Here is a 26,296-nt window from a genome sequence, read left to right as displayed (position 1 = left end):
CGCACTGGGCGGGCTTCGAGCCCGATCGGCGGACGGCAGACATCGAGGGCCTCCTCATGGTCCCGGCGGGACAGCGGTCCCGGCCGGGCGGACAGTGCGGAACTCACATCCGCCCTTCGGAGCGGGACCGCGCCCGGATTGGCCGAACCGCCTGCCGGTCCGCCCGGCCACCGGCTCCGGAGGACACGCGGATCCTGGTGGCGTCGCTCCGTCGTTCCGTCGCTCCGTCGTTCCGTCGTTTGCGTCTTCCGTCGCTTGCGTCTTCCGTCGTTCCGTCATTTGCGTCTTCCGTCATCCGCGGGAGTCGGCGGACCGGCCCTCGGAGCCGGGCCGTGCCTGCTGCGCCCACCGTCAATGCCGGGTGCCGCCCCACCCGTTCGGATGAGTCCGGCGCAGCGACCCATCCGCGGCCCCGGGCGCCTCGAACCCTCGGCGTGAGCAAGAATCCATCCGACGCTTCCGCGCCCCTTCGCGGCCGTCCCGACCGCCTCCGGCGCGTCGGCGTCGCAGCGGCGACCGGGGTGGCGGCCGCCTCGGCCGCACTCGGCGCGGGAGACCTGGCCGCCGCCTTCACCGGGCCCGACACCGCGCCGGTCATCGCGGTGGGCTCCGCGGCCGTCGACCTGACGCCGACCCCGCTCAAGGAATACGCCGTCCGCACCTTCGGCGTGTACGACAAGACGGTGCTGCTCGGCGGAATCCACCTGACGGCGGCCCTGCTCGCCGCCGGTGCGGGATGGCTGTCCGCTCGCCGCCCGAAGACCGCAGCGGGTATCTTCGCGGCCTTCGGCGTGCTGGGTGCCTGGGCCGCGCTCTCCCGGCCGGGAGCGGGCGCGGCGGACGTCGTACCGGCCCTCGTGGCAGGCGTCGTCGGCGCGGCCACCGTCCTCGCCCTCTCACGCATGGCGGGGTCGGCCGCACAGCCGGTGAACACGGTCCTCACGATCGGACGTCCCACCGGCGAGAGCGCCGGCCAGGAGCGGCGCACCGGGCCCGAGGGCACCACCCGCCGGGCCGTTCTCGCCGTCACCGGCGGGACGATCGCCGTCGGCGCGGTCGCGGTCACGGGAGGCAGGATCCTGACCGACCGCCTCTTCGACGTCGGCGCCGTCCGCGCGTCCGTTCGCATCCCGCCCGCCGTGGAACCGTTGCCTCCCCTGCCGCTCCCGGTCCGTCCGAAGGTCGCGGGCCTGTCCCCGTTCGTCACCTCGAACACGGATTTCTACCGGGTGGACACCGCGCTCGCACTCCCCCGCATCGACCCGCGGCGCTGGGCCCTGCGCATCCGGGGCATGGTCGACCACCCGCTGTTGCTGACCTTCGACGACCTGCTGCACGAACCCCTGGAGGAAATGGACCACACGCTGTCCTGCGTCTCCAACGAGGTGGGCGGCCCCTACGTCGGCACCACCCGCTGGCTCGGCGCTTCCCTCCCCGCCCTGCTGCGCCGTGCCGGCGTGCACCGCGGCGCGGACCAGCTGGTCGGCCGCTCACAGGACGGCATGACCATCGGCACGCCGCTGGAGCCGGTGCTCGACGGACGGCGCGCACTGCTGGCGGTCGCGATGAACGGCGAGGCCCTGCCCGTCGCCCACGGCTTCCCCTGCCGCAGCGTCGTCCCCGGCTTCTACGGCTACGCCTCCGCCACCAAGTGGCTCGTCGACCTGGACGTCACCACCTTCGCCGCATTCGATCCGTACTGGGTGCGCCGGGGCTGGGACCGCACCGGCGCAGTGCGCACCGCCTCGCGCATCGACGTCCCGGCCCCGTTCGCCCGTGTACCCGCCGGAGACGTCACGGTCGCCGGCACCGCGTGGGCGACCCACCGCGGCATCGCCGCCGTCGAAATCCGGATCGACGGCGGCACCTGGCAGCAGGCGATGCTCGCCGCCGACGCCGGAACGGACCTGTGGCGGCAGTGGACCCACACCTGGCCCGGGGCCGCGCCCGGCACCCACCGGATCGAGGTCCGGGCGACCGATGCGACCGGCGCCGTCCAGACCGGGGACCGGGCCACCCCCTACCCGTCGGGCGCCACCGGCTGGCACAGCACCGTCGTCACCGTCACCTGAGAGCCCCCGCCGACCCGCCCGGCCTCCACCGGGCCACCTTCACGTACCCGGCACTGTCCGGGGCGGTCCGCCCGAGGGGCCGACCGCTGCACCCTCACAAGGAGATCACTGCAATGAACGCCACCACCCGCCGCCGCAACACCGTCACCGCCGTCCTCGCCGCGGCCGCACTCGCCTTCGGTCTCGGGGCCTGCAGCAGCGGCTCCGGATCGCCCTCCGCCTCCGTCTCCCCGTCGAAGGCCCCCGCCGCCGCGCCGGCGGCCGGTACCACCGCGTCGGCAGCCGCTGCCGCCATGAGCGACCAGCCGTTCGGCACCGCCTGTGCGGCCGTGCCCAAGGACGGTGCGGGCTCCTTCACGGGCATGGCCAAGGACCCGGTCGCCACCGCCGCCTCCAACAACCCGCTGCTGTCCACCCTGGTGACCGCCGTCAAGCAGGCGGGCCTCGTCGACACCCTCAACTCCGCGCAGAACATCACCGTCTTCGCGCCCACCAACGACGCCTTCGACAAGATCCCCAAGGCCACCCTGGACGCCGCCCTCGCCGACAAGGACACCCTGACCAAGATCCTCACCCACCACGTCGTCCCCCAGCGCCTCACCCCCAGCGCCCTCGCCGGAGTCCACAAGACCCTGGAAACCCATGACCTCAGCGTCACCGGCGCCGCCCCCGACTTCACCGTCGGCGGCGACGCCAAGGTCCTGTGCGGAAACGTCCAGACCGCCAACGCCACCGTCTACATCGTCGACACCGTCCTGATGCCCGCCTCCTGACGTACCGTTCGCGTCCCGCCGGCGGACCGCTCGATCGCGGGCCGCCGGCGGACCCGGTGGGCTTCCTGCGGGACGGACCGGGGAAACCGGACCTGCCGGACCAGCACCCCCGGCCTTATTGCACAATAGTTGCAGTTGCACAGCGATCAGCAATAAGGGGTGCGCGTGATGCCGGACTCGCCGGTGGTGCTGGGGATCGAGTCCTCGTGCGACGAGACCGGCGCCGGTCTCGTCCGCGGCGGGGTCCTGCTCGGACAGGCGGTCGCGTCGAGCATGGACGAGCACGCCCGCTACGGCGGGGTCGTGCCGGAGATCGCCGCCCGCGCCCACGTCCACGCGATGGCCCCCGTGGTCCGCGAGGCCCTCGACCGGGCCGGGCTCACCCTCGCCGACGTGGGCGCCGTCGCCGTCACCGCCGGACCCGGCCTGTCCGGCCCGCTCCAGGTCGGGGTCGCGGCAGCCAAGAGCTACGCCTTCTCGCTCGGCGTCCCCCTCTACGGCGTGCACCACCTCGCCGGACACGTCGCCGCCGCCGCCCTGGACGGTGAACCCCTGCCGAACCCGTGCGTCGTGCTGATCGTCTCCGGCGGGCACACCTCCCTGCTGCTGGTGCGCGACCTCGCCCGCGACCCGATCGTCCACCTCGGCGACACCCTCGACGACGCCGCCGGCGAGTGCTTCGACAAGGTCGCCCGGATCCTCGGCCTGCCCTACCCCGGCGGGCCCGCCATCGACCGCGCCGCCCGCGAGGGCGACCCGAACGCGGTACGCCTCCCCCGCCCGCTCAGCGGGCCCAACGACCCCCCGTACGCGTTCTCCTTCTCCGGCCTCAAGACCGCCGCCGCCCGCTGGGTCGAGGCCCGACGGGCGGCCGGCGCCGCGCCGCACGTCCCGGACGCGGCCGCGGCGCTCCAGGAGGCCATCGCGGACACCCTCACCCGCAAGGCCGTCCGGGCCTGCACCGACCACGGGATCGACACCCTCGTCGTGGTCGGCGGGGTCGCCGCCAACTCCCGCATCCGCGCCCTGACCGAACAGCGGTGCGCCGCGGCCGGGATCACCCTGCGGGTGCCGCCGCTGCGCCTGTGCACCGACAACGGCGCGATGATCGCGGCCATCGGCGACCTCCTGGTCCGCTCGGGCGCGGCCCCCTCCCCGATGAACCTCTCGATCGACCCGTCCGCCCCCTTGGCGTACGCGGCACTCTCCCCGCTCGCCCCGGCGGCCCCGGCCCGGGCCGCGTAACGGCCGTCCCGGTGCGACGGCCGCACCGCGCCAGGGCCCACGGGTGGGCGGTCAGCGGCCATGACCGGTGCCGGCGGTCTCGCCTTAGGATGCGGGACATGGACAGGACCACGCTGCCGCACGGAGAGCTCATACCGATGACGACGAGGCGAACCCGCTGGCAGGAGGCGGGGCAGAGCGGGAACTTCGGCAAGCGATTCGCCGAACTCATCTCCGCGGGCGAGGACGTCGACGGTGAGGCCCGGCTCGCCGACACGCTCCTGCCGCGCGGTGCCCGAGTGCTCGACGCCGGCGCCGGCATGGGGCGGGTGGCCGCCGCGCTCCTGCGGCGGGGGCACGACGTGGTCGCGATCGAGCCCGACGAGGCCCTGGTCCGGCAGGCTCGGGAGACCTACCCCGGACTGCCGATCGAGGAACGCGACATCCTCGACCTCGGCCCCGACGACGGCCCGTTCGACCTGGTCGTCTGCGTGGGCAACGTCATCGTCTACCTGGCCGAGGGCACGGAACGCAGCGCACTGGGCGCGATGCGCGACGTGCTCGGCGAGAACGGCCGGATCCTGGTCGGCTTCCACCTGCAGGACCCGCCGCCGCACGCCCGGACCTGCACGGTGGCGGAGTTCGAGGCGGACCTGACCGCCGCCGGACTGCGCGTCGACCTTCGGGCAGGCACCTATCAGCTGCACCCCGCAAACGACACCTACGGCGTCTGGATCCTGAGCCGCGCCCAGAGTTGACCCCGTCTCCGGAGCCGGCGCTCTGTCGACGAACACCCTTCCGTGGAGTGGCGCGGGGAGTTTTCGGATCGCCGGCCCCTGGGCCCAACGGCCCGCGTCAGCGACGTACGGCCCCAGGACCCGTCGGCTTCCTGCGTCGAACCCGGCCGGGGCCTTCGAGCCCGCTGATAGATTCCTGCGGTGAGCGAGCAACTGCCCGGCGGCGGCATCGAGCTGTCACCCGACGAGATCGAAGCCCTCGACGCCAGATGGTCGTCCTGCTGGACCCCGAGCGAGGTCGCGCGGCGGTTGGCCGGGATCGGCACACCCTGGTACGTGGCCGCGGGGTGGGCGCTGGACCTGTTCCGCGGCGGGCGGACGCGCGCTCATGGAGACATCGAGATCGCGGTTCCGGCCGCGAGCTTCCCCGAGATCCGCTCCCGCTTCCCCGGGTACGTCTTCGACGCGGCAGGCAGCGGCCGGATCTGGGAGGACGCCGCACCGGAGGTGCTGGCCGCCGTGCACCAGACCTGGCTCCGCGATCCGGTCACCGGAAGCTACCTGCTCGACGTGTTCCGCGAACCGCACGACGGTGACACCTGGATCTGCCGACGTGACGAGAGGATCCGGCTTCCCTACGGCGACATCATCCTCCGGACCCGGGACGGCATCCCGTACCTGGCACCCGAACTGGTCCTGCTGTTCAAGGCCAAACATGTCCGCCGAAAGGATCAATCGGACTTCGACGCGACCGTCCCGCACATGACCGCGGCTCAGCGCGAGACCCTGACCGAGCTGCTCGCCCGCGTACACCCCGGGCATCCCTGGATCGCGGCCCTGTAGCCGACCGCTACCGGTGGGCTCGCGTTCAACTGTCGCCGGTCTCCGGGGAATCCAGCCCGCTGGTGACCGGCTGTGGTCCCCGACGGCGTATCGACTCCTTGGCGCCCCGGGTCCCCCTGCCCCGGGCGCACCGACCCGATGGCGCGCATCCGGAGCACGGTTCCGTCGTTGACCGGACCGCGCAGGCTGCGCGGGTGTCGAGCCGCCGGTCGGCGGAGACTTCAGCGCCGCCAACCGATCGCCGGCTGCCCCTGCTCGGCCCCGGCGCCCCGCCGCCGAGGCCGAGCGGCCCGCACTCCGCCGACGCAGCAGCCCGGCCGCACGTCCACGGCGGGAGGAGCAGCTGCCGCTCGATTCCCGCCCGGCCGCTCAACTCGCGCTCAGTGAACCGGCAGCCGCCTGCGCCACCGACTGCACCAGGGAGATGCCGGCGCCCTCGCTCCCGTTGCCGTCCGAGAGCACCGCGATCAGCAGTTCGTGTCCGTCGCACTCGACCATCCCGATGCTGTTGATCACCCACAGATCGTCCGCCTCCCGCGACAGCCAGCCGTTCTTCACCGCGTACGCGCCGCCGGTCGCCGCCGCGCTCACCCCCCAGCGCTGGTCGCTCTCGACCTGGCCGAGCAGCCGCCGGACGTAGTCGCGCGACGCGGACGAGAGGATCGAGTCGCCTGTGAAGACCTGGCGCAGCAGCTGCGCCTGGTCGGTGGCGGTCGTGGAGGTGAGGCCCCAGTAGCCGTCCGTGCCGGCCACGGTGGAGGTCAGCCCGAACCGTTCGTCGGCGGCGTCCAGACCGGCCTCCTGGCCTATCGCGTTCCACAGGGCCGTGGCCGAGTCGTTGTCGCTGTCCTCGATCATCGCGGCGGCGAGGCTCTGCTGCGCGTCGCTCAGCCCCGTGCCCCGGTCCTGGGCCTGGAGCAGCAGCGTGGCCAGGATGTCGACCTTGACGATGCTGGCGGTGGCGAAGGCGTGCCCGGACGCGCCGTAGGCGAGCGACTGCCCTGTGGCCAGGTCGGTGACCGAGACCGACACCGCGCCGTCGGCCTGCGCGGCGGCGCTGCGCAGAGCCGCGCCGGCGACCGGGGCGGGAGGGACGGTGGGACCGGCCTCGGTGCTTGCCGAGGGGGGAACGGGCACTGAGGGGGTCACCGGCGCCGAAGAGGTCGCCGGAGTTGAGGGGGTCGCCGGCATCGAGGAGGTCACCGGCGCCGAAGAGGCCATCGAGCGGGACGGAGCCGAGTCGGCCTGGACGGACATGGGCGGCCCGCCGTCCGTTCCGCCCGAATGTCCTTGCAGCACCGCGAAGATGAGCCCGGCGGCTGCGAGGACGCTCACGGGTGCCAGCCCCCTTGTCGGGGGGACGCTTCGCTTCGACATGCTGGATGACGCTAGAGCGCGCCGCTTTGAACAGTCTGAGGACACGATGGACGTTTACTGACACCTGATCCTCGCGTGCCGTCGGCCGGGTTCACCGGGTGCGACGCGTCTCTCCGTGATCCGCCCGCGCCGCACCGGGTTCCGGAGCCGGCCTTCGACGCCGGGCCCATCGTGTACGCGCAGAGGCCCTGCCCCCGCCGCCGCTGTCCTCGATCCCCGAGCCACCCTCCCGCCCCGGCCCCGGCCCCAAGCCACGGACCGCGCGCCGACGCAGCCGGTGGCACCGGCCGACCGCTTGAGCGCCCTCGGGCTGTCACCCGGCCGGACGAGCACGCTCGCCCTTGACCTGCGGCGAAGGGATAGTGACCTTGTGCGGCAGGCCGAGCGGGCGCGTGGCACCACGTGTGGCACCAGGTGATCAAGGCGCCGGAACCCGCCGCCCGAAGCCGCCCGCGGCCGCAGCCGGGCCCCGGCGCGACCGCGGGCCCCCGGGGTGAGTGCCCGCCGCCCTTCCGTCCGGCCTCTCACCGAGGGGAACACCGCTGCCATGACACCGACCCGGAACGAGGACGAGGACGACGACAACGAGACGATGTTCGGAGCGGAGACGGCCGGGGACGGGGAACTGCGGGAGGCTCTGCAGCGGCTGGCCGCCGGCACCTGCGCGATCGTCCGGGTGCCCGACCTGCTCCGGGGCGACCTGGGCGACCTCGTCGCCCGCATCGAGCAGGCCGACTTCGAGCCCTACGACGAGGAGCGGCTCGACCCGCCGATCCTGAAGTTCGGCCCCGCGGTGTACGACTACTACGGGCAGGGCCAGGTCCGGGACGCCTACTGGGAGAAGGCGGAGCAGGCCCGGAAGGCCGCCCACGACCTCTACGGCGGCACCGACCCGGCGGTGACCCTCATGCGGCGGCTGGGCACCGAGCTCGGCATTGCGGTGCGCCCTGCGACCATCGGGGGGCGCCCGCTGCACGTGGGCATCCTCCGGGAGTTCCCCACCGGCTCGAAGATCCACTACGACGAGGTGGTGCGGGAGTTCCCCGGCCGCCTCGACGACCAGCCCCTCGTGCAACTCGCCTTCAACCTGCACCTCACCGTCGCCGGGCTCGGCGGTGCGCTGACCGTCTGGCGGCACCGCTGGATCCCCGCCGACGACACCCGCAGGGACGGCTACGGCTGGGCCCCCGAGGTCGTCGCCGACGCGCCGTCGGCCACGGTGCGGGCCGAGCCCGGCGAAGGCGTCTTCTTCGACTGCCGCAACTTCCACCAGGTGCGGGACTTCGAGGGCGGCCGCCGGATCACCGTCTCCCTCTTCCTGGGATTCACCATGAACGGCGAACTGATCGTCTGGTCCTGACCGCCGCCCCGGCCCCGGTGGGCCTCGTCTCTGGCATGTCGCCGGACGAGTCGGACAGCGTCCCCGCCCCGGAACTCAAGCGTGCCGGGGCGGGGACGCCGGGTGGTGGGATGTGTCCGGGTCAGCTCCGGGTGGCCACCAGCTGGCTGGAGCCGTCCGGCAGGCCCGCGATGGCGGCGCGCTGGGCCGGGAAGGTGCTCGCGCCGTACGCGCCCTGGACCGCGGCGAAGCCGGACCAGGCGCCGCTGGTGAAGCGGGTCTCGTGGTAGAGGTTGCCGTCGTTGCCGATCACTGCCACCTGGGACGAACCGTCCGGCAGACCGGCGATGCCGACCGCCCGCGCGGCCATGGTCGGCGTGCCGCTGCCGGGCAGGGCGGCGAAGCCGGACCAGTTGCCGTCGGCGAAGCGGGCCTCGTGGTAGATGTTCACGTCGGCGCCGATCACCAGGACCTGCGAGGAGCCGTCCGACAGCCCCGTGATGGCCACCCGCGAGGCCGCCATCCGCGAGCTGTTCACACCCGGGAGCGGGGCGAAGCCGCTCCAACTGCCGTTGGAGAAGCGGGTCTCGTGGTAGACGTTCCCGTCGTTGCCGATCGCCAGGACCTGGGCGGACCCGTCGGGCAGGCCGGCGATGGCGATGTCCGCGGCCCCCATCGTCGGGGTGCCGACCCCGGGGAGCGCCCCGTAGCCGGACCAATTGCCGTCGGCCGAGCGGATCCGGTGGTAGACGTTGCCGTCGCTGCCGACGGTCACCACCTGCGAGGAGCCGTCCGGCATGCCCGCGATGCCGGTCCGGCGGGCCTGGGTGGCCGGCGTGCCGGCGTCGGGCACCCCGGCGAAGCCGCTCCAACTGCCGTTCGCGGCGCGGACCCCGTGGTAGAGCCGGCCGTCCAGGCCGATGCCCAGCTCCTGCGAGGAGCCGCCCGGCAGCCCGGTGATCGCGGCCTCCGAGCCGCGGAACACGCCCGCTCCGCCCGTCAGCGGGCTGAAGCCGGGCCAGGCGCCCGAGCTCTGGCGCACGCCGAGGAAGAACGCGGAGGACTGGGACGGCGGGGCGGCGGTGAGCTGGATGTCCAGGTAGTCCTGGTCGATCGCGATCGCGTAGCCGCCCCAGTTCTCCGGGTTCTGCGGCGAGGCGTACTGGTGGGCGCGCTGGTGGTTGTTCCAGTAGCCGGCCGGTATCGACGGGTCGGCGGTGTCCTCCTTGCCGTTCCAGTTGGCGCTGAAGACGGCGTCGGGCATGGTGTAGGCGCTGTTGCCGGCGTTGGCGGCCAGGTCCTTCATGCCGGACGAGGAGCTGCTGTAGACGCCGGAGTTGTAGCCCCAGGCGTGCAGTTCGTTGGTCCAGGCGGTGAGGAAGGCGAGCACCGCGGCCGAGTACTGCGGGGTGGTGTACGCCTCCATGTCGTAGTAGAGGATCGTGCCGGGGCCGAAGCCGAGGGCCTGGGCCTGGCTCACCGCGTCGTCGGCGGCGTTGGCGCCCTCGGTGGCGGGGTAGCTGATCTTCGGGGCCTGCACGCCGACGTACATCGGCATGAAGGCCCAGCCCGCGGCCTGCTGCTGCTGGACCCAGGAGGCCGTCAGGTTCGGCTGGGCGCAGGCCCGCCTGACGCCGCCGATGTAGACGCCGACCGCCCGGTACGGGGAGGAGGCCATCCACGCGTTCATCGCGGCGCCGGAGGGCGCCGTACAGGCGTCGAAGCCCTTGCCGGTGTAGTTCGTCGCCGACGCGGGGACCGACGCCGAGGCAGCCGGTGCGGCGGCTGCGGCCATGGCCTGGCCCGACGGCGCGGCAGCGGCTGCGGTGGCAGCTGCGGACTTCGGGGCGGCGGTCGTCCGGGGCCCGGCCGGCGCCGGCTGCGGCCGGTGCGTCGGCGCGGGGGTGAGCCCGGCGCCGGTGATGATCCGCCGCACCAGCGGCTGGTCCGTGTCGTACGTCCCGGTCACCGCGACGACGCCGTCGGTCGCCCGGACCGTCTGCGCGACCGGGTTGGAGCCCTCCCGGTCCGGCGCGGCGCCCTCGGCGGGCTCGACCAGCAGCGCCTCCGTGCGACCGGTCAGCCGCGGCGGGCAGACCTGCTGCTCGCCCGGGTGACCGAGGTACACCGCGTGCTGGTCGAAGCGGACGCAGGCCTGCGGGTCCACGGCCAGATCCACCACCGGCCAGGCCGAAGGCACCTGGAAGACGCGGCCCTGGTACGTCACCGACTTGGTGTCCGGGCTTGCGGCGGGAGCCGCTACGGCGGAGCCTGCGACGGCGGGCGCCGCCATCAGCACGGCCGCCACGACGGCCGCGGCGCTCCGGAGCGCTGTCATTGGGGACTTCACCCAGTTCTCTCCTGACGTGACGAAAGACCGCACGCCGAGGAGTCGGCCGCGCGGCGTCGGCCACGATATCCGCGCCCGCGGCGGGCTCCGCCACAGGCCCCTCCCGTCCGCCGACCGTCCGTCAGCCGCCGCTCCCGGGCAGTCCGCCTGATTCAGTCGATCTATCCGGGCGGCCGCCCGGATCTGTTCGCCGCTCCGACCGGGGCGAGCTTGCCGCTGACGCCCAGTGCGCCACCGGCGGCACAACGGGCCCCGCACTGCCGGACCGAATGATTCGCATACGAGAATTCGGATGCGCGGAAGGCATTCGACGTATGCACTCGATCATTCTGTGGAATCCGGACTGTCAAGTGGCTCCGACCTCGTGCTGCTTGATTATGTGCTGGCCGCTTGGGCTGAAGGACGGGAGACTCGGGTGCTGTGGACATGGGGATCTCTGGTTTCAAGCCGTCCTTCCTGGTCGGGATCGAGGCGGTTCGACAGGCGCATGGGTCGCGTCTGGTGGCGCTCGCTGGTAGGCGGCTGACGGGGTTCGCCCTGGTGCGCTTCACTGAGGATGGAGACTGGTTTGCCGACTGTCCGGTCGTGCTGGACTTCAACGGCATCCAGGTGGAGGTCTGCCACTGGAAGCTCGACGAACTCTCGATCGGCTGGGACACGATCGACACCGAGGCGATCATCACCGGGTGGGAGTGGTTCGAGCTGACGCCCCAGTGGTCTCATGGTGATGAGCGCCTCGAACCGTTCGTCGGCCAGGAGCTGTGCGAGGTCAGGCTTCTCGAGTGGCGGCCGACAGAACATGACCTGGCAGCTGGGACGGTGGCGGTGGAGTTCGTCTTCGGTGGGGGTTGCCTGCGGATCGCCAACGGACTCGACGAGAACCGCATCGAGATCGGTGCGGCCCAGCCGGACTACATCCGTCACAGGCTGGGCCGCTGATCGTGACTACTGGGTCGGCTTCTGGTTGATCTCGATGACGGGCAGAAGGGTGGCCTGCGCTGGGATACCGATCTGCCGTGGGGTCGGCCCGGCCGGTGTGGGGACGTCGGAAAGTCGGTTGAGCAACTGGTCGAGGGTGGCTTGCCCGTCGTCCGTCAGCGGAATGGCCGCGGGCATCCTCTGCAGGTTCTCCTTGGCCTCCAGGAGTTGACCCTTGCTGGACGCTTTGGGGGTGTAGAAGTCGCAGCGTGCGCAGGCCATGCGGTGCTGGCACTGCTCGAAGAAGGTGTAGCTGCAGTAGCCGTGTCCGAGGTCGTAGCGCTGCCAGGGCTCACCGGCCACGGCGGCTCCGGAAGCGACGGCATCGCGGTCGACCAGGACCTCGATGGTGCGCACGTTGCGCTCGAAGTAGCCGGCTTCGGAGTAGGCCTTGGACAGGGTGTTCGGCGTGATCTTCGCGTAGTACTGCGTGGACTGCGGCGAACGGTGTCCGAGCCAGGCCTGCAGCTCGAACAGGGTCATGGGTTCTTTGGCGTTGTAGAGCTGGCTGGCGATGGTGGACCGGGCGCGGTGGCTGGTGATGTTGCCGCGGACGTCCGTGGCGGGGACTCCGGCCTTGCGGCAGAGCATCGGGATGATGGTGTTGTTGATGTAGCTGGTGGAGACGCGGCGGGCCCGGACGGCGAACGGCGGGTCGACCAGCTCGCCGGTGCGGCGGTCGGTGAACTTCGGCTGGTCGGGGCGGGCAGCCTGCCAGGCGTCGACGGCCTGGCCGAGGATCGGGTCGACCGGCTTGGTAAAGGCGGTGCCGGTCTTGTGAGTGGGGACGTCGAGCAGGCAGACCGCGTCGCGTGCCAGGACCTGCTGCGAGTCGCCGGTGATCGGTGTCCCGTCGTGCTGCCAGCGGATGCAGCCCACCTTCAGCCGGGCAGTCTCGTTGCTGCGTTGTCCGGAGAAGAGCCAGGTCAGCGTGACCGCGCGGACCAGTTCGAAGGGGTAGAAGTGCCCGGAGCGGGTCTGGGGGAGGTCGGCGGGCTCGAGGTTCAGGCCCGCCCACAACAGCTTCGCCCACACCTCGTCGGCGATCACCCTGGGGTCGGGTCCGAGGAGGGCGGTGATGCTGCGGGGGATGGCCAACGCGCGAACGGGATCGAAGCGGCGGGGCAGCCACTCCCATTCCTGGCAATCCCGGAAGAACGTCCGCAACGCGGTGATCTGCCCGGCTTTGCTGGGCGCTTCCAGTGTCAGCGGCCAGCAGGATTTCCCCAAGGACGGCCAGTTGATATTTCACTCTGAGTAGTCGAAGTGAGGGTGGCGCGAAGGGTGTGCGAGTGGGGATGTTCGGCTGACACAGTCGGCGCGTATGCCGGTGTGTGCGTTGCCTGGCGTACGCCCCCGGGTGGATCGGCCTGGTTCAGGCTTCCTGGCCGGTGGCGGCGAGGACGATCTCCCGGATGGTGACGTTCTGCGGCTGTCGGTAGGCGTAGGAGATGGCCTCGGCCACGGCCTGCGGGTCCAGGGCGCCGCCGGCGGACTTCTTCCATGCCTCGTAGTCGCTCTTGATCCGTTCGTCGCTGGTGTGGGAGAGCAGTTCGGTCTCCACCGCGCCGGGGGCGATGGTCACCACCCGGACGCCGGCGGCGGCGACCTCCTCGCGCAGGTTCTCCGACAGGGCGTGCACGGCGAACTTCGTGGCGACGTACGCGGCGTGGTTGGGGAAGGTCTTGCGGCCCGCGATGGAGCTGACGTTGATGATCGTGCCGGTGCCCCGGGCGAGCATGCCGGGCAACACCGCGCGGGTGCCGTACAGCACACCCTTGACGTTGAGGTCGATCATCCGGTCCCACTCGTCGACCGGCTGGTCGGCGATGCGGCCCAGCAGCATGGCTCCGGCGTTGTTGACGATCGCGTCGGCCGGGCCGAACCGCTCCTCCGCCTCGCGTACGGCCTCCTCGACGGCGCCGCGGTCGGTGACGTCCACCTTGCGGCACAGCGTGTGCGGCAGCGCGAGTTCTTCCAGCCGTTCCAGCCGCCGGGCGAGCAGCAGCAGCGGGTGTCCCTGCGCGGACAGCAGGCGCGCGGTCGCGGCGCCGATGCCGGAACTGGCGCCGGTGATGACGATCAGGGGCTTGGACATGGGGATACCTCCGAGGTGATGTGTCGCGTCGCACTCCAGGAGACCACCGTCCGGGGCCCCGCGCGTGCCGGCACAGGAGGCCGGTTCCACCGGGGGTCCGGCAGACCCCCTCTCGCGGTGCACGCGGCCCCGTGCACCGTCCTAGCCTGAAGGAATGAGCACGTCATCGGGGCACGGACCCAACCTGGAGCTGCGGGACTTCCTGCGTTCACGCAGGGCCAGAGTCAGCCCCGACGAGGTGGGCCTGGGCCCGCACGCCGGCCGCCGCCGGGTGCCCGGCCTGCGCCGGGAGGAGGTCGCGCAGCTGGCCGGGGTCAGCGTCGACTACTACGTACGCCTGGAGCGCGGCCGCACCCCGAACGCCTCGGCCACCGTGCTGGACGCCGTGGCCCGAGCCCTGCGGCTCGACCAGGCCGAGCGCGCCCACCTGTTCGACCTGGCCAAACCCAAGCCGGGCTCCGCCCGCCGACGCCCCGCCCCACCCCAGCGGGTGCGGCCCGGGCTCCTGCGCGTCCTGGACGCGCTGACCGCCACGCCGGCGATGATCCTCGGACACCGGCTCGACGTCCTTGCCGTCAACCCGCTCGCCAAAGCCCTCTACACGGACTTCGACGCCCTGCCGCACCGCGACCGCAACCTCGCCCGGTTCATCTTCCTGGACCCCACCGCCCACGACCTGCTCACGGACTGGGAGACCGCAGCCCGCGGCACGGTGGCCGCCCTGCGCCTGTACGCGGGCCGTCACCCGCACGATCCGCGCCTGAGCGAACTGGTGGGCGAACTGTCCGTACGGGACGAGGACTTCCGCCAGTGGTGGGCCGACCACGACGTCCTCGAATACACCCACGGCACCAAGCTCTACCGCCACCCCCTCGTCGGCGAACTCAGCCTGGCCTACGAGTCACTCGCCCTTCCGGACGACCCCGACCAGGTGCTCTACCTCTACACCGCGGAACCCGACAGCCCCTCCGAACACGCCCTCCGCCTCCTTGCCAGCTGGGCTGCCCCGACACCGCGCCTCTGAGGCCCGCCCCCGCGTCCCCCTCCGGATCACCAGGCCGGTGACCGTGTGTAGTCAATCGCGGCCACTTGACTTCCCGTCACATGGCCGCGAGCGGGGAACTGAAACTGGCCACCAACATTCCAGCGGCTTGCCGAGACGGTCGCCCAGCCCGATCGTGCGCTGGACGTAGTCGCCGACCTTCATCCGGTCCAGCGCGGCGATCCACGAAGCGCAGGTCTGCCGGGTCCAGTCGCCCGGATCGGCGGCGTCGGGCTGTTCGGCGGCGATCCACCGGCCGACCTTGAGCAGGTTCGAGCGGACGCCGCCGCGAACGCGCGGGGTCAGCGTCGAGGTGGCGTGCCAGCGGTCGGCCCACTGTTCCCAGATCGGCGCGCCGCCGCTGGCCCGGGCAGAGTGGCGGCCGGTGCCGGGACGCGGAGAATCGCAGAATCCGAGCTCGGCCACCGCCCGCTGCATTGCATGCAGGGTGTTCAGCCGACTGCCCTCCAGCAGCCCGTCGTGGCGGACCCGGTCGAACAGTGCGGTGTCCAGGTCTTCGAGGTGTGGGCTGCGGTTGAGCAGGAACAGCTGGCAGGCCACCATCGGCAGCAGGATGTCCTCGCCCCGGCCGAGCCGGTAGCCCAGGCGCCCAGGACCGTACGAAGTCGCGTGACCTCGCCGTCGACGCGGTCGCGTCCGAAGATCCGCCAGGCCAGAGTGAGGCGCTGGAAGCTGCCGAGTCGGTGGAACTCGTTGAAGCCACCGAGCAGGTAGGCGTGCGCCGCGAGATAGGGGCGGACCTCGTCACCTGCCCAGGCGGGCGCGTGTTGGCGGAACTCGGCCTGAGTGCGGCCGAGCAGGTGGAACCATTCCTCCTCGGTCCAGCCCCAGAAGGTCCTGCCGGTCTCCGCGCACCGCGTCAGCAACACCGCGACCACATCCAGCATGGCCCGTCGGCGATGCGGGGTGGGCGGGGAGTCCAGTGCGGCGTTGACCGCCTCCAGCGGAACCAGCAGCCGCGCGATCACGCGCCAGCCGGGCGCGGACGGGTCGTGGTACTGCAATCGCCGCAGGTTGCGCAGGCCCAGGTCGGCCACGGCCCTGGCCTCGGCGGGTCGCACTGCCACCGAGGCGTTGTCGCGGGGCCGGGAGATCGGCCAGGACCAGCGACCGGCCCCGTCCTCGGCGGCGATGGCCGGCAGTGGTGCGGTCACCACGACACCTCCGCCGTCGTACCGTCCGCGGACGTGAGCATCTGTATTCGCCAGGCATGGATGTGCTCCATGCCGCGGGCCAGCTTGTCGGCCAGGTCCCGGCCGGACAGGTGGATGTACTGGAGCGTGGAATCGGTGTTGCGGTGGCCGGCGAAGGTGGCGATGGCGTGCAACTCCCAGCCCATCCGGGCCAGATCGGTCAGACACAGGTGCCGGGTGGTGTGGGTCGAGAACCGTGGGACACCGGCCGCCAGGGCGATCCGGCGGACCACCTTCGACCAGGTCCACAGGGTCAGCGGCTGCCCGTGGTTGCGCCGGGACTCCGACAGGAACAGCGGCCCCCTGGCCCGGCTGATCGTGGCCTGGTGGGCGAGGTAGGCCGACATCAGCACGCCGGTCGACGCCGAGTACGGCACCAGCCGCTCCAGCCGGTTCTTTGAGCTGCTCTGGCTTTCATGGAGTCCCTGATGTCTGGGTTTGTTACGATCCAGGCGTAAGGAGAACCACGAGAGTGCCAGCACCCCGCAAGTACCCCGATGAACTTCGTGAGCGCGCCGTGCGCGAGGTCCGCTCGACGGGCCGGCCCGTCGCCCACGTGGCCCGTGACCTGGGCATCCACAAGGAAGCCCTGCGGTCCTGGGTGCGTCAGGCCGAGGCCGACGCCGGAGAACGCGACGATCGGCTCACGACCGCAGAGCAGGAAGAGCTGAAAGAACTCCGCAAGGAGAATGCCGAGTTGAGGCGGGCCAACGAGATCCTCAAGGCCGCCAGCGTGTTTTTTGCCCAGGAGATCGACCGTCCCCGGACGAGGCCGAGCAGGTGATCGACCACCTGCGCGACGGCTTCGGGGTCGATCCCGTATGCCGGGTACTGGAGCTGTCGCCCTCGACGTACTTCGCGCGCAAGCAGCGGCCGAAGTCGGCCCGCCGGCTCCGCGACGAGGAACTGATTCCGCTGGTCACAGCCGTGTGGGAGGACTCCGGCCGACTCCGAGCGCAGCGTGGCGTAGAGCGACGCGGCGCAGTCCACTCTTCGAGGACATGATGACGATCCGCCTCTGGCACCGCCCGCTGGTACTGCTCGCCGCTGCCATGGCGACCCTCGCCCTGGCATCCGCCGTCGGCCTCGCGGTCGACGACCGGATCCTGGTCGGGGAGCCGATCTGGCTGAAGCCCTTCAAGTTCTCCCTCTCCATCGCGATCCATTCGGTGACCCTCGCGTGGATGCTGTCCCTGGGCCGCACGGCCCCCCGCTGGGGCTGGTGGCTCGGAACGACGATTGCCGCCGCCAACGTGATCGAGATGGTCGTCGTGGTCGGCCAGGTGCTCCGCGGCAGGCAGAGCCACTTCAACGTCGCCACACCGCTGGACGCCGGCCTCTGGTTCGCGATGGCCGCCTCGATCGTCACGTTGTGGCTGGCCAACCTCGGCATCGCGGCCAGGTTGTTCCGCGAGCGGACCGGGGACCGCGCGGCCACTTGGTCCGTCCGGCTCGGCCTGCTCCTCGCACTGGTGGGCATGGCACTCGGCTTCCTCATGACCAGCCCGACCCCTGCCCAACTCGGTGCCGTACGCAGCGGCGCCGCCGTGGGCATCGTGGGGGCACACAGCGTCGGCGTCACCGACGACTCGCCCGGCATCGCCATCACCGGCTGGAGCAGCACCGGCGGCGACCTGCGCATACCCCACTTCGTCGGCATGCACGCGCTGCAGGCCATCCCGCTCGTCGCCTGGCTGCTGATCGCACTGTCCCGCCGGCTCCCGCGGTTGGCCGACGAGCGGACGCGCCTGCGCCTGGTCCTGGTGGCAGCCGGGACCTAAGCGGGCGTGCTGGCGATCCTGACCTGGCAAGCGCTGCGCGGCCAGTCGCTCGTCCACCCCGACGGTGCGACCCTGACGGCCGTGGCCCTGCTGGCCGTTGGCACGGTGGCGTCCGTTGTCGCGGTCGCCCGGCACCACCATGTGCCGCACCGGCGCCGCCCAGCAACGCCGGCATGACCGAACTCGGCCGGCAGTCCCCGCACGCGAGGCCGCCGCCTTCGGGGAGTTCGGCGCCGCCGAGGGCGTCAAGGGCCTGCACCACCTGCGGACGCCGCTCGGCCGCCCCGGGACCGATGTGAGCGCGGGCGAACCCGCCGCCGTGGCGAGCGGCCACGCCGGGATCGCCGTCACCGAATCCGACACCGCCGAGATCGCCGACCGGCAGGCCCTGGCCGCCTACCACCACCGGCTGCGCGACATCGACACCGAACTGGACGAGGCCGCCGACCGGGCCGACCAGGGCCGGCTCGACCGGCTCCGGCTCGAACGCGAGGCGCTGCTGGACGAGGTCCGCACCGGCACCTCCTGCCGCTACGACCCGGACCCCGCCCGCCCGGTGACCTGGCTGCTCGACCCACCGAAGACGGACCGGGCGGACGAGTGAGGACCTCCGCACCACGCCGGGCCGCCACCGCAGGGCTTCTCCGGACTACGGACTCGCATCACTGCAAGTCCGTCCAGGTCGTCCGGGACGACGGCCGACACCGGTTGGCCTCGGTGTCTGACCCGCAGAAAGCCATCGCCACAGCGGGCTTCGGGGCCGTCGCGCAGCAACTGGTCATAGCAAACGGCCCCAGGCTCACCCGCAGGCCGATCCCGCCGCCGAAAAGATCACGCCGGCCACATGATCGGCGGTAGTGTCTGGCCACGTGTCCGAGACCTTCGCCCCCCAGAACGACATCGTGAACGCCATCGTGGAGAGTGCTGGCCGCGCCACTCTGCCCTTCCAGGAGGCGAACGTCGACCGGAACCGCGGGACGGCGTTCTGGTACAACCACCTGATCGAGAGCACACCCGAAGGGGACACCGTCAGGCAGTACCTGGTGACCGCCGAAGCACTCACGCGGTACGACCTCGCGCAGTGGACGCTGCGCGCCGAACTCTGCGAGCCGGCGATGAGCGCAGAGCAGCTTGTCATGACCGACTTCGCCGCCGGCTGGACCCGCCTCGATGGTCTCGCAGTGGCGGTGATGCCGACAGGCGGGCTTGACGCCCACGCCGAGCGCAAGGGCTGGCGGTGGACCACCGACGAGATCACCGAGGGTCTGGCAGCCTTCGCGCAGGACATCGCAGCGATCGGGGACAGTCCGATACCGGCCTACCTCCTGGGCCATGACGTCGGTGCGGAACGGGGCGAGCGGCTGCAGGCCGTCATCGTCGGCGCGATTGCGCGGGACGCGGACGGAATCATCCGCTGGGGCGCTCCGCTGCCGGAGGGATGCGCCGGGGGGCCGGTGTTCATCGGCCGCTCGCTCGGTGACGACCGGTTTCAGCTGGTGTGCGTCGGCCTTGCCCTGCCCGGCGAGGGCGCGAACGAGATCGCCACCTTTGACCGGATCCGGACCGCAGTCGGCGGCCTCGCCCCGGCTGCGCCTCGGCGCTGGTGGCAGCGGCGCCGACGGTGACGCAGCCATCGGAACAACATCGGGTCCTGGTTCAAGGCTGAGTGGCTGTTGTCCTTCCGGGCTTGAGGGTTGCGTTTCCGCTGTTCAGGCAGAGGTCGGCGGTTTCGGGGAGTGGCGACGTGTTGAGTCGTCGCTCTGGTGGAGGTCGGGGACACCGTCGGTTGCGGGGCTGCTGGAAGCGCGTGAGCCGACCGCTCGCCGTCGTGTGGACGCGCCGCGGGAGGAGGCGGACCGTGTCCAGGCCGACCTCCTGGCGCGACAACGTGCTGATGATCTGGAATGACCTTAGAGCAACGCGGAGGCGGAGCCGGCCGGAACGGACCGCCGGTTCGCCGCCGTTGACGCTGAACGCGCGCACCTTCACGAGGACCTCGCCGTGGGCCGGCTCGGGGCGTGGCACGCGGCCCGCGTAGAGCACATCGGGGCCGCCGTAGCGGTTCCACGGCGTCCACCGCCGAACCCTTCAGCGGCCGCTGGTAGACCGGCCGCCGGTCGGTGGCCAGGGCCCGTTTCACCGTGTTCTTCGAGATACCCAGGTGCCGGGCGATCCCCCGGATCGGCATGTGCTCGGCCCGATGCAGCCGACGGATCCCAGCCCAGTCCTCCACGGAAATCACCCTTTCCTCCTGACCCTCAATGAAGATCAGGATGATCAGACGATCGCGACGTGGGTCACCGCTGATCCGCTGTTCAGCGGTCAGTTTTCACCCGTCGCTGACACGCTGACACTGCGCAGCCTCCCGATCGCAACGGACACTTCCCAGGGGCAGCGGCCCTCCAGAATCTGACGCGAAGCGGTAGGGCACGTCCGTCGGCCGTGCTGTACGGTGCCGTCCGTGGCGCCGTGCACGCCGCCGTGCTCGTGCCCGGAGGTTCTTCCGAACCCGACAGCCGGAAGCTGCCGTCGTGCAAGGATCGTCGACATGCGGAGCTTCCGGACCGAGGCCGCAGGCCTTGTCTCAGTCGAACGTTCGCAGTTCGGGTTGTGGGAGGAGGACGAGTTCGCCGAGGACGGCAACTGGCTGGAACTGCCGCTGCCTGCCGAGGCCCCGGGAGTCACGCTGACCGACGGGGCGGTCAAGGTCCGCAGTTCGATCCGGGAGCACTATGCGGAGGTGACCATTGAGTTGACCGACCATCCCGTGCGTCCGGAGGGGTTCAGCCTCCTCACCAGGGCTCCGTACAGGTCGCGGACGGGCCGCATCGACGTGTGGACCCTCTTCTCGGGTCCTGCCGATGTGGCGTTGGAGTTCGAACTCGAAGGAAAGCCGCGCGATTTCATGCTCAGCGTGTTCTGGGCACGTGCAGATGATTCGGACGATCGGATGAGCGCGGACCTGCCCAGCGGGGTGGAACGGTTCCGTTTCGCGTTCGAGCCGGCGGCGGGATGAAGGGCAAGGAAGACGTACGGCGTCACCGGATGCTCGGCTGGTCGGCCACCGGTCGCCGCCGGTGTGGTCGGCCTGCGGCGCGCCCAAGCTCCATGTCGCACATCACATCGAGATTCTCAAGATTTTTTGCCGGTACGGCCCCCGCTCGGGCTTGTAGGTAGAAGACCTTGATGGTGTTCCTGTCGCGTCGGTGATCATGCGCGCCCCCTGCCTCAGTAGCCCCTGACGAGAAGCTTGGCTCTGGTCTGGGGCCATGTGGTGTGCACGTAATGCTCCTCGGCGGCGCGCCAACGCCTGATCCACGCCTCAGGGTTCTCGCCGCGTGCTCGCACCCGCTGCAGGCAGACACCTCGCGGGGTGTCGACGTAGGCGGTGAAGTGGTAGTAGGGGGCCAGCTCCGGGCGGGTGGAGTAGACCCCTTCGACGATCACCACGGTTCCAGAAGCGATCTCGCGCCAGGCCCCGAGTTGTCCGGTGGTCCAGTCGTAGATCTGGTAGCGGGCGGCCCGGTCGTCCCGCAGCGGGATCAGGACCTGGTCCCGGAGGCGTTCCCAGTCGAAGTAGCGGTGGTAGCTCTGCTCCGCGTCGAGGAGTTCCCGCTCGCGGTCGGGCATCGGACGGTAGAAGTCGTCGACGTGGACGATGACGGCGCCGTCGAGGTGTCCGGCCACCGCGGCAGCCAACGTCGTCTTGCCTGATCCTCCGGTGCCGTCGATGGCGACGATCCTGGTGGTCCCTTGGCTCCGGGACAGCCGCAGGAGGCCGTCGGCAACGTCCTTCGCTCGCTCCGCCACGTCCACGAGTAGCTGATGCGTCCGCAACTCGGTGGTCCGCGCGGCACTCGACAGCACGATCTCCTGTGCTTCCCCGAGGCCGACTCCCAGCAGTTCCCGGGTGACGGCGATCGAGTCCATGACCCCGGCCCCGAGGTCCCGCAGCAGCCGCTGGACAGGTTCCATGCCCTCCTCCTGCTCCAGCAACGGCTCGCATTGCTCGACCAGGTAGGCAAGTCGTGCGGCACGCTCTGGAGAAAGGCCCTGGATGTTTGCGAGCATGAGAACTCCTTGTGGGCGGCGTGCGGGGCGGGGACAAACTACTTCCTGCGCACCTCGGGCGACCACTTCTTTGCCGGCCGCCTCCGCCGACTGCCCGTACCCCCGTGGGGCGGTCGTTCCAGGTGCGACGGCAGGACTCCTGGCGCCCGAGCCAGCCGGTCGCGGCGGTGAGTGACGGATCCCCCTCCTTACGGGTGTCCACGGCCTCGTCCGGCTCGATCGGCCAGCGCCTCCGACAGGTAGCCGTGCGCCTGCGCCGACATTGCCTCCGGATCCCCCGGAACCCCCCGAACCTCCTGAAGCGCACCCCGCGACCAGCGCCAACGCGCCCGCCACCACCCCGGCGATCCGCACCGCCCTCATCCGCGCCCCTCTCCCGGTTCGTGCAGCCCCCATTCCTACCCCACGAACCGGGACGCGGCGGCGGCCGGGAGCCCTGCCCCCGACCGCCACCGCCCGGGATCCGCTGTTGCTCCCGCCCGATCCTCGCCGGCGTCCCGGCCCGCGCCGCGTACCACCTCCTGTCAGGCGTCGAGCACCTGGCCGTCGCGCCTGACCACCGGTCCTTCCGTCGACCACGGGAACTCGATCCAGTCGTCGGTCCTCTTCCACACGTACTCGCACTTCACCAGGGAGTGCGACTTCTCGTAGATGACGGCGGACCGGACCTCGGCGACATGGTCGAGGCAGAAGTCGTGCACGAGCCGCAGTGTCTTGCCGGTGTCGGCGACATCGTCGGTGATCAGGACCTTCTTGTCGGTGAAGTCGATCGCGGCGGGAACGGGCGCCAACATGACGGGCATCTCGAGAGTGGTGCCCACGCCCGTGTAGAACTCGACGTTGACCAGGTGGATGTTCTTGCAGTCCAGCGCGTACGCCAGACCACCCGCTACGAACACCCCGCCGCGGGCGATGCTCAGGACGAGGTCGGGTTCGTATCCGTCGTCGGCGATCGTCTGCGCGAGTTCGCGCACCGCCTGCCCGAAGGTCTGGTAATCCAAGGTCTCACGCACATCAGTCACGGCGACCAGTGTCCTCGGCCGTCGGCCGGGCGGCGAGTACCGGCACGCTCAGGAGCGGAAGTGTGGTGTTTCACACCTCGGTCGCACACTCCGGGCCGGGACCGGGCCGGAAGGGCCGTGCCCCACTCCCCGGGGGCCCCACTCCCGGATCCCCCACTCCCGGATCCCCTACTCCCGGATGCCTGCGGCCTCGATCGCCCGAAAACGGGTCGCACGCAAGGCCGCTCCCCACGCGGTGATCACGGTGACGAGGGCGCAGAGCGCGACGGTCCCCAGGACCTGCGTCCACGGGATCACCGTCGGTGCCGAGGCGACGAGTTCGCTCAGCGAAACGTGCTGGGTCACCGCGGCGAGCCCGGTCGCCGCGGCCGCGAGCAGCGTGCCGACGACCACCGCCACGGCCGACTCGGCCACGGCCACCTTCGCGATCTGGCCGCGCACCGCGCCGGCCAGCCCGAGCAGGGCGAACTCCCGCCGCCGCCCGGCCATCGCCATGATCAGGGTGTTGGCAACGGCGATCAGCGCGTAGGCCAGCGCGATCCCCAGGATGATCACCGCGGCGTTGTCCGTCTGCTCGGCGGCGCGTGCGCGCTGGGCCTCCAGGTAGGCGTCATGGGTCATGACGTGCGCGCCGGAGCCGGCCAGCGCCTGGTTCACCGCCGCCGTCTGCTGTTCGTCGAGCGGCCGGCCCGGGCCCGTCCGGGAGTCGAGGTAGGCCCGGTTCGGCGTCACCGCGCCGGTCAGCGACGCGGACAGGTAGGTGTCGTCGCCGTTCAGGCCGCGTGCGACGACCGCCGCGACGACGGTCGTCACCCGCGCTCCGGTCGGCAGCAGCGTGACCACCTGGTCCCCCACCGACAGACCGTCGGAGCGGGCCGCGTGCTCGTCGATGACCAGGAAGTTCTCGGGCAGCGAGGCGAGGGAGCCGGAGAGCACGGGCGGCGTGACGGTCGTGCCCAGCGCGGACGCGGGCACGGCGTTCGTGCTCAGCGAGTCGATCTGGTCGCCCTTCGCGGTGCCGATCCGGATGTTCATCGAGGTGACCGGGGTGACCCGAACCCCGGGCACGGCCGCCAGCTTCTCCAGCGTCCGCGTGTCGATCCCCGCGCCGCCGGGCACCACCACGCCGGCCGCGTGGATCTCCCGCTGCTGGCGGGCGAGCACCACCGCGTCACCGGACTTCTGGACCGTCAGCAGGGTGGCGACCAGTCCGACGGCCACCACGACCGGCGCCACCGTGGCGGCCGTGCGCCGCCGGGAGGTGAGGATGTTCTCGCGCACCAGCAGCGGGCCGGCCTTGGCCGAGCCGCGCAGCGGGCCGATCAGCAGCCGGGTGACCGGCCGCAGCAGGATCGGAGCCAGCAGGGCGACCGCGCCGACGTACAGGACCGGAACCGCCTCGTACTTGCGGGCGCCGGCCGCCAGGTACGGTTCGGTCCGGGCGATGACGATCCCGAGGGCGACCGCGCCGATCAGCATCCCGGTCCCGAGCAGCCAGCGGATCGGCGTCATCCCGCGGCGTGGTTCACCATCCCCTTCAACCCCCTGCCGCTGCTGGTCTCCTTCGTCATCGGCGTGGCCGCGGCGCTGGCCGGCTCGGCCGCCACCCTGGTCCGGGTCTCGCTGATCCGGCCGATCGAGGTGCTGCGCGAGAGCGCGGTGGCTGTCGCCTCCGCGGTCGGTCTGACGCTGACGACCCAGCGGCGCGAGAGGACGTTCAGGTGGAACGACGGGTCAGCGGCACGAAGGTGGTCGACTGGCGCCCGAAGACGGCCGCCTTCGGCGTCGACGCGCAGGTGACGACCACACCCGCCGGAAGCAAGCCGACGGTGACGACCGAAAGCGTGAGCCCTGGTCACATTCGGGTGCGAGGTTCCGTGCCCGCGGACGCGAAGGCTCCCTTCGTGACGACCTACCAGGTTCCCGACCCGGCGGCGTTCGCCCGCACCGTCCTCATCGAGGCACTCGCCAGGAACGGCGTGAGCGTATCCGCCCCCTCGCTGGGAGCGAACCCGGACAGCAAGCTCCCTCCGTCGGCAGAGGTGAACTCGATGCCCGTCTCGGCGAGCTACACCTCGCCGCCCTTCAAGGAGTACGCCAAGCTGATCAACAAGGTCAGCCACAATCTCGGGGCGAACCTTCTGCCGCCGCTGATGGCAGCACTCAACGGGCAGCGAAGCTATGCGGACGGCATGAAGATCGAGAAGGAGTTCCTCGCTCGCTCGGGTGTGGACCCGCAGTCGGTGAGCCTCGTCGACGCCCAGGGCCTCCCCGGCGACAAGGCGACGCCGACTGCCCAGGTGGCGCTGCTGCGGCACCTGGCACGACAGGACGACTTCGACGTCTTCTACGACTCCATGCCGAGCATGGGCGTCGACGGTTCGCTTGCCGACGTCATCGACCGCACCGATCCCGCCGCAGGACACATCCGTGCGAAGACCGGCACCCTGGTCAGCTCCTACCAGGGCAAGCTGGCTCTCGGCACCAAGGCACTCGCGGGCTACATCGATGCGAAGGACGGCCACCGCTACGCCTTCGCGATCTACGTGAACAACATTCCGGTGCCCAGTGACTCCGTGAGCGATGCCATCGACCTCGCGCTCAAGGCCAACAAGCAACTGGGAGCGACGGCCGCCACCATCTACGAGTCGCCCAAGGCGTGACGGGCAGCCCGAGCAGGTGATCGCCTCAGCAGCCGGAGACGGACGCTGAAGGCCGGCCGCTTCCCTGCCACGCGACTCGAATCAGGATCGGATGTGGGCCTCGACCGCGCATGACGGTCCGCTGTCGCAGGCGAATCCGAGGGATCGCCGCGACACGTGGTCAGTTGGTCAGGCCGCGAGCAGTGCGGCCGGGCGCTCGGCTGGGGTCTCCCGGCCGAGCGCCTGGCGTGGGCGGCTGTTGAGCTCGGCGGCGACCTCGTCCAGCTCCCGACGGACGCGCGGCGCAGGTGGGCCTGCGGCAGGATGCCTCCGACGGTGACCTGCCCGACCACCTGGCCGTCGGCGAGCACCACGCCCGGCCAGAGTGTGCCGGCCCGGTGGCCGGCCAGCAGCTTCTCGATCCGCTCCGCCTGACCTCGCGGGGTGAGGGACTCGGCCGGCCGGGCCGGCTCCCATCGCCGGAAGGCCTCGGCGTCCCGCGTCCGGTGCGCGGCGATCGGGGCGGCGTCGCTGGGCTCGATCAGGCGGATCCTGGTGCTGCTGGGCATGGGTCGGTCCTCGTCGCGGTGCGTCGGGTGAGGCGGCCGGCCCAGGCAACGGCCGTGGTGCGGCCGTTGGCCTCGGGGCCCGGCCACGGCGTCCCGTCCTCGCTCAGAACCCGTTCAGCACCCCGGCAGCCGCTGCGGCCTCTCCCACCTGCGAATTCAACGAA

24 protein-coding genes and 2 pseudogenes are annotated in these 26,296 nt (G+C 71.4%); 14 read left to right on the top strand and 12 right to left on the bottom strand.

Annotation, left to right across the window (positions count from 1 at the left end):
- Window positions 1-434 precede the first annotated feature (434 nt).
- The 5 genes from ACWGJO_RS05435 (at window position 435) to ACWGJO_RS05415 (ending at window position 5,649) form a co-directional block, all read left to right on the top strand.
- Window positions 435-2,072, top strand: a complete 1,638-nt coding sequence (locus ACWGJO_RS05435; protein ID WP_452182260.1) for a molybdopterin-dependent oxidoreductase — start codon at window positions 435-437, stop codon at window positions 2,070-2,072.
- Between the two features lie 113 nt (window positions 2,073-2,185).
- Window positions 2,186-2,845: a fasciclin domain-containing protein gene (locus ACWGJO_RS05430; protein ID WP_452182259.1), complete on the top strand. Its 660-nt coding sequence runs from the start codon at window positions 2,186-2,188 to the stop codon at window positions 2,843-2,845.
- Between the two features lie 168 nt (window positions 2,846-3,013).
- The gene (gene tsaD, locus ACWGJO_RS05425; RefSeq protein ID WP_452182258.1) at window positions 3,014-4,090 is read left to right on the top strand and encodes a tRNA (adenosine(37)-N6)-threonylcarbamoyltransferase complex transferase subunit TsaD; all 1,077 of its coding nucleotides are present in this window, start codon (window positions 3,014-3,016) and stop codon (window positions 4,088-4,090) included.
- A 98-nt stretch (window positions 4,091-4,188) separates the two neighbouring features.
- Complete coding sequence (locus tag ACWGJO_RS05420) at window positions 4,189-4,827, top strand: class I SAM-dependent methyltransferase (protein ID WP_452182257.1); 639 nt, start codon at window positions 4,189-4,191, stop codon at window positions 4,825-4,827.
- Window positions 4,828-5,007: 180 nt separating this feature from the next.
- Complete coding sequence (locus ACWGJO_RS05415) at window positions 5,008-5,649, top strand: nucleotidyltransferase domain-containing protein (RefSeq protein WP_452182256.1); 642 nt, start codon at window positions 5,008-5,010, stop codon at window positions 5,647-5,649.
- A gap of 369 nt (window positions 5,650-6,018) precedes the next feature.
- On the opposite strand, the gene ACWGJO_RS05410 is transcribed toward ACWGJO_RS05415, so the two are convergent.
- Entirely contained in the window at window positions 6,019-6,786 is a 768-nt protein-coding gene (locus ACWGJO_RS05410; RefSeq protein ID WP_452182255.1) for a serine hydrolase, read from the bottom strand.
- A gap of 787 nt (window positions 6,787-7,573) precedes the next feature.
- Here ACWGJO_RS05410 and ACWGJO_RS05405 point away from each other — a divergent pair.
- Entirely contained in the window at window positions 7,574-8,386 is an 813-nt protein-coding gene (locus ACWGJO_RS05405; RefSeq protein WP_452182254.1) for a hypothetical protein, read from the top strand.
- Window positions 8,387-8,507: 121 nt separating this feature from the next.
- Here the strand turns inward: ACWGJO_RS05405 and ACWGJO_RS05400 are convergent, their stop codons facing one another.
- Entirely contained in the window at window positions 8,508-10,703 is a 2,196-nt protein-coding gene (locus ACWGJO_RS05400) for a glycoside hydrolase domain-containing protein (protein ID WP_452182253.1), read from the bottom strand.
- A gap of 438 nt (window positions 10,704-11,141) precedes the next feature.
- Here ACWGJO_RS05400 and ACWGJO_RS05395 point away from each other — a divergent pair, with 438 nt between their 5' ends.
- Window positions 11,142-11,654, top strand: a complete 513-nt coding sequence (locus tag ACWGJO_RS05395; RefSeq protein WP_452182287.1) for a hypothetical protein — start codon at window positions 11,142-11,144, stop codon at window positions 11,652-11,654.
- A gap of 6 nt (window positions 11,655-11,660) precedes the next feature.
- On the opposite strand, the gene ACWGJO_RS05390 is transcribed toward ACWGJO_RS05395, so the two are convergent.
- Entirely contained in the window at window positions 11,661-12,791 is a 1,131-nt protein-coding gene (locus ACWGJO_RS05390; RefSeq protein ID WP_452182252.1) for a tyrosine-type recombinase/integrase, read from the bottom strand.
- Between the two features lie 277 nt (window positions 12,792-13,068).
- The gene (locus tag ACWGJO_RS05385) at window positions 13,069-13,791 is read right to left on the bottom strand and encodes an SDR family oxidoreductase (RefSeq protein WP_452182251.1); all 723 of its coding nucleotides are present in this window, start codon (window positions 13,789-13,791) and stop codon (window positions 13,069-13,071) included.
- Between the two features lie 154 nt (window positions 13,792-13,945).
- Here ACWGJO_RS05385 and ACWGJO_RS05380 point away from each other — a divergent pair, with 154 nt between their 5' ends.
- Window positions 13,946-14,815: a helix-turn-helix transcriptional regulator gene (locus ACWGJO_RS05380; RefSeq protein WP_452182250.1), complete on the top strand. Its 870-nt coding sequence runs from the start codon at window positions 13,946-13,948 to the stop codon at window positions 14,813-14,815.
- Between the two features lie 51 nt (window positions 14,816-14,866).
- Here the strand turns inward: ACWGJO_RS05380 and ACWGJO_RS05375 are convergent, their stop codons facing one another.
- Genes ACWGJO_RS05375 through ACWGJO_RS05365 form a run of 3 tightly spaced genes read right to left on the bottom strand, consistent with a single transcriptional unit; the run spans window position 14,867 to window position 16,529 of the window.
- Window positions 14,867-15,271, bottom strand: a complete 405-nt coding sequence (locus tag ACWGJO_RS05375) for a hypothetical protein (RefSeq protein ID WP_452182249.1) — start codon at window positions 15,269-15,271, stop codon at window positions 14,867-14,869.
- 14 nt (window positions 15,272-15,285) lie between these two features.
- Window positions 15,286-16,008, bottom strand: a complete 723-nt coding sequence (locus ACWGJO_RS05370; protein ID WP_452182248.1) for a hypothetical protein — start codon at window positions 16,006-16,008, stop codon at window positions 15,286-15,288.
- Window positions 16,005-16,529 carry a tyrosine-type recombinase/integrase gene (locus ACWGJO_RS05365; RefSeq protein WP_452182247.1) on the bottom strand — a complete coding sequence of 175 codons (525 nt, stop codon included), beginning with the start codon at window positions 16,527-16,529 and terminating at the stop codon, window positions 16,005-16,007. Before ACWGJO_RS05365 ends, ACWGJO_RS05370 begins: the two co-directional genes overlap by 4 nt.
- Between ACWGJO_RS05365 and ACWGJO_RS05360 the strand changes: the two genes are divergently transcribed.
- From ACWGJO_RS05360 to ACWGJO_RS05345, 4 genes are all read left to right on the top strand, one after another.
- A complete protein-coding gene (locus ACWGJO_RS05360) occupies window positions 16,520-16,831 on the top strand; it encodes a transposase (protein WP_452182246.1) in 312 nt (103 codons plus the stop codon). The genes ACWGJO_RS05365 and ACWGJO_RS05360 overlap by 10 nt on opposite strands.
- Before the next feature lie 217 nt (window positions 16,832-17,048).
- On the top strand, window positions 17,049-17,828 hold the full coding sequence (locus ACWGJO_RS05355) for a hypothetical protein (RefSeq protein ID WP_452182245.1): 780 nt from the start codon (window positions 17,049-17,051) through the stop codon (window positions 17,826-17,828).
- A 115-nt stretch (window positions 17,829-17,943) separates the two neighbouring features.
- Window positions 17,944-18,432, top strand: a complete 489-nt coding sequence (locus tag ACWGJO_RS05350) for a hypothetical protein (RefSeq protein ID WP_452182244.1) — start codon at window positions 17,944-17,946, stop codon at window positions 18,430-18,432.
- Between the two features lie 265 nt (window positions 18,433-18,697).
- A complete protein-coding gene (locus ACWGJO_RS05345) occupies window positions 18,698-19,453 on the top strand; it encodes a hypothetical protein (RefSeq protein ID WP_452182243.1) in 756 nt (251 codons plus the stop codon).
- Between the two features lie 298 nt (window positions 19,454-19,751).
- Here ACWGJO_RS05345 and ACWGJO_RS05340 read toward each other — a convergent pair.
- A pseudogene (locus tag ACWGJO_RS05340) lies at window positions 19,752-19,871 on the bottom strand (NAD(P)-dependent alcohol dehydrogenase); the annotation flags it as partial.
- Window positions 19,872-19,887: 16 nt separating this feature from the next.
- Window positions 19,888-20,070: pseudogene (locus ACWGJO_RS05335) on the bottom strand (helix-turn-helix domain-containing protein); the annotation flags it as partial.
- A gap of 306 nt (window positions 20,071-20,376) precedes the next feature.
- Here ACWGJO_RS05335 and ACWGJO_RS05330 point away from each other — a divergent pair.
- On the top strand, window positions 20,377-20,844 hold the full coding sequence (locus ACWGJO_RS05330) for a hypothetical protein (protein WP_452182242.1): 468 nt from the start codon (window positions 20,377-20,379) through the stop codon (window positions 20,842-20,844).
- A gap of 212 nt (window positions 20,845-21,056) precedes the next feature.
- Here the strand turns inward: ACWGJO_RS05330 and ACWGJO_RS05325 are convergent, their stop codons facing one another.
- The 3 genes from ACWGJO_RS05325 to ACWGJO_RS05315 all read right to left on the bottom strand — a co-directional run bounded on the left by ACWGJO_RS05325 (window position 21,057) and on the right by ACWGJO_RS05315 (window position 24,433).
- Window positions 21,057-21,899 carry a hypothetical protein gene (locus tag ACWGJO_RS05325; RefSeq protein ID WP_452182241.1) on the bottom strand — a complete coding sequence of 281 codons (843 nt, stop codon included), beginning with the start codon at window positions 21,897-21,899 and terminating at the stop codon, window positions 21,057-21,059.
- 524 nt (window positions 21,900-22,423) lie between these two features.
- Complete coding sequence (locus tag ACWGJO_RS05320) at window positions 22,424-22,921, bottom strand: phosphoribosyltransferase (RefSeq protein WP_359904705.1); 498 nt, start codon at window positions 22,919-22,921, stop codon at window positions 22,424-22,426.
- Window positions 22,922-23,089: 168 nt separating this feature from the next.
- A complete protein-coding gene (locus ACWGJO_RS05315; RefSeq protein WP_452182240.1) occupies window positions 23,090-24,433 on the bottom strand; it encodes an FtsX-like permease family protein in 1,344 nt (447 codons plus the stop codon).
- A gap of 209 nt (window positions 24,434-24,642) precedes the next feature.
- Between ACWGJO_RS05315 and ACWGJO_RS05310 the strand changes: the two genes are divergently transcribed.
- Window positions 24,643-25,584, top strand: coding sequence for a D-alanyl-D-alanine carboxypeptidase (locus ACWGJO_RS05310; RefSeq protein ID WP_452182239.1), 942 nt, complete (start codon window positions 24,643-24,645; stop codon window positions 25,582-25,584).
- The last annotated feature ends 712 nt before the right edge of the window (window positions 25,585-26,296 follow it).

This window comes from Kitasatospora sp. NPDC054795 (assembly GCF_053611565.1).
This window is presented reverse-complemented; position numbering and strand designations above follow the sequence as displayed.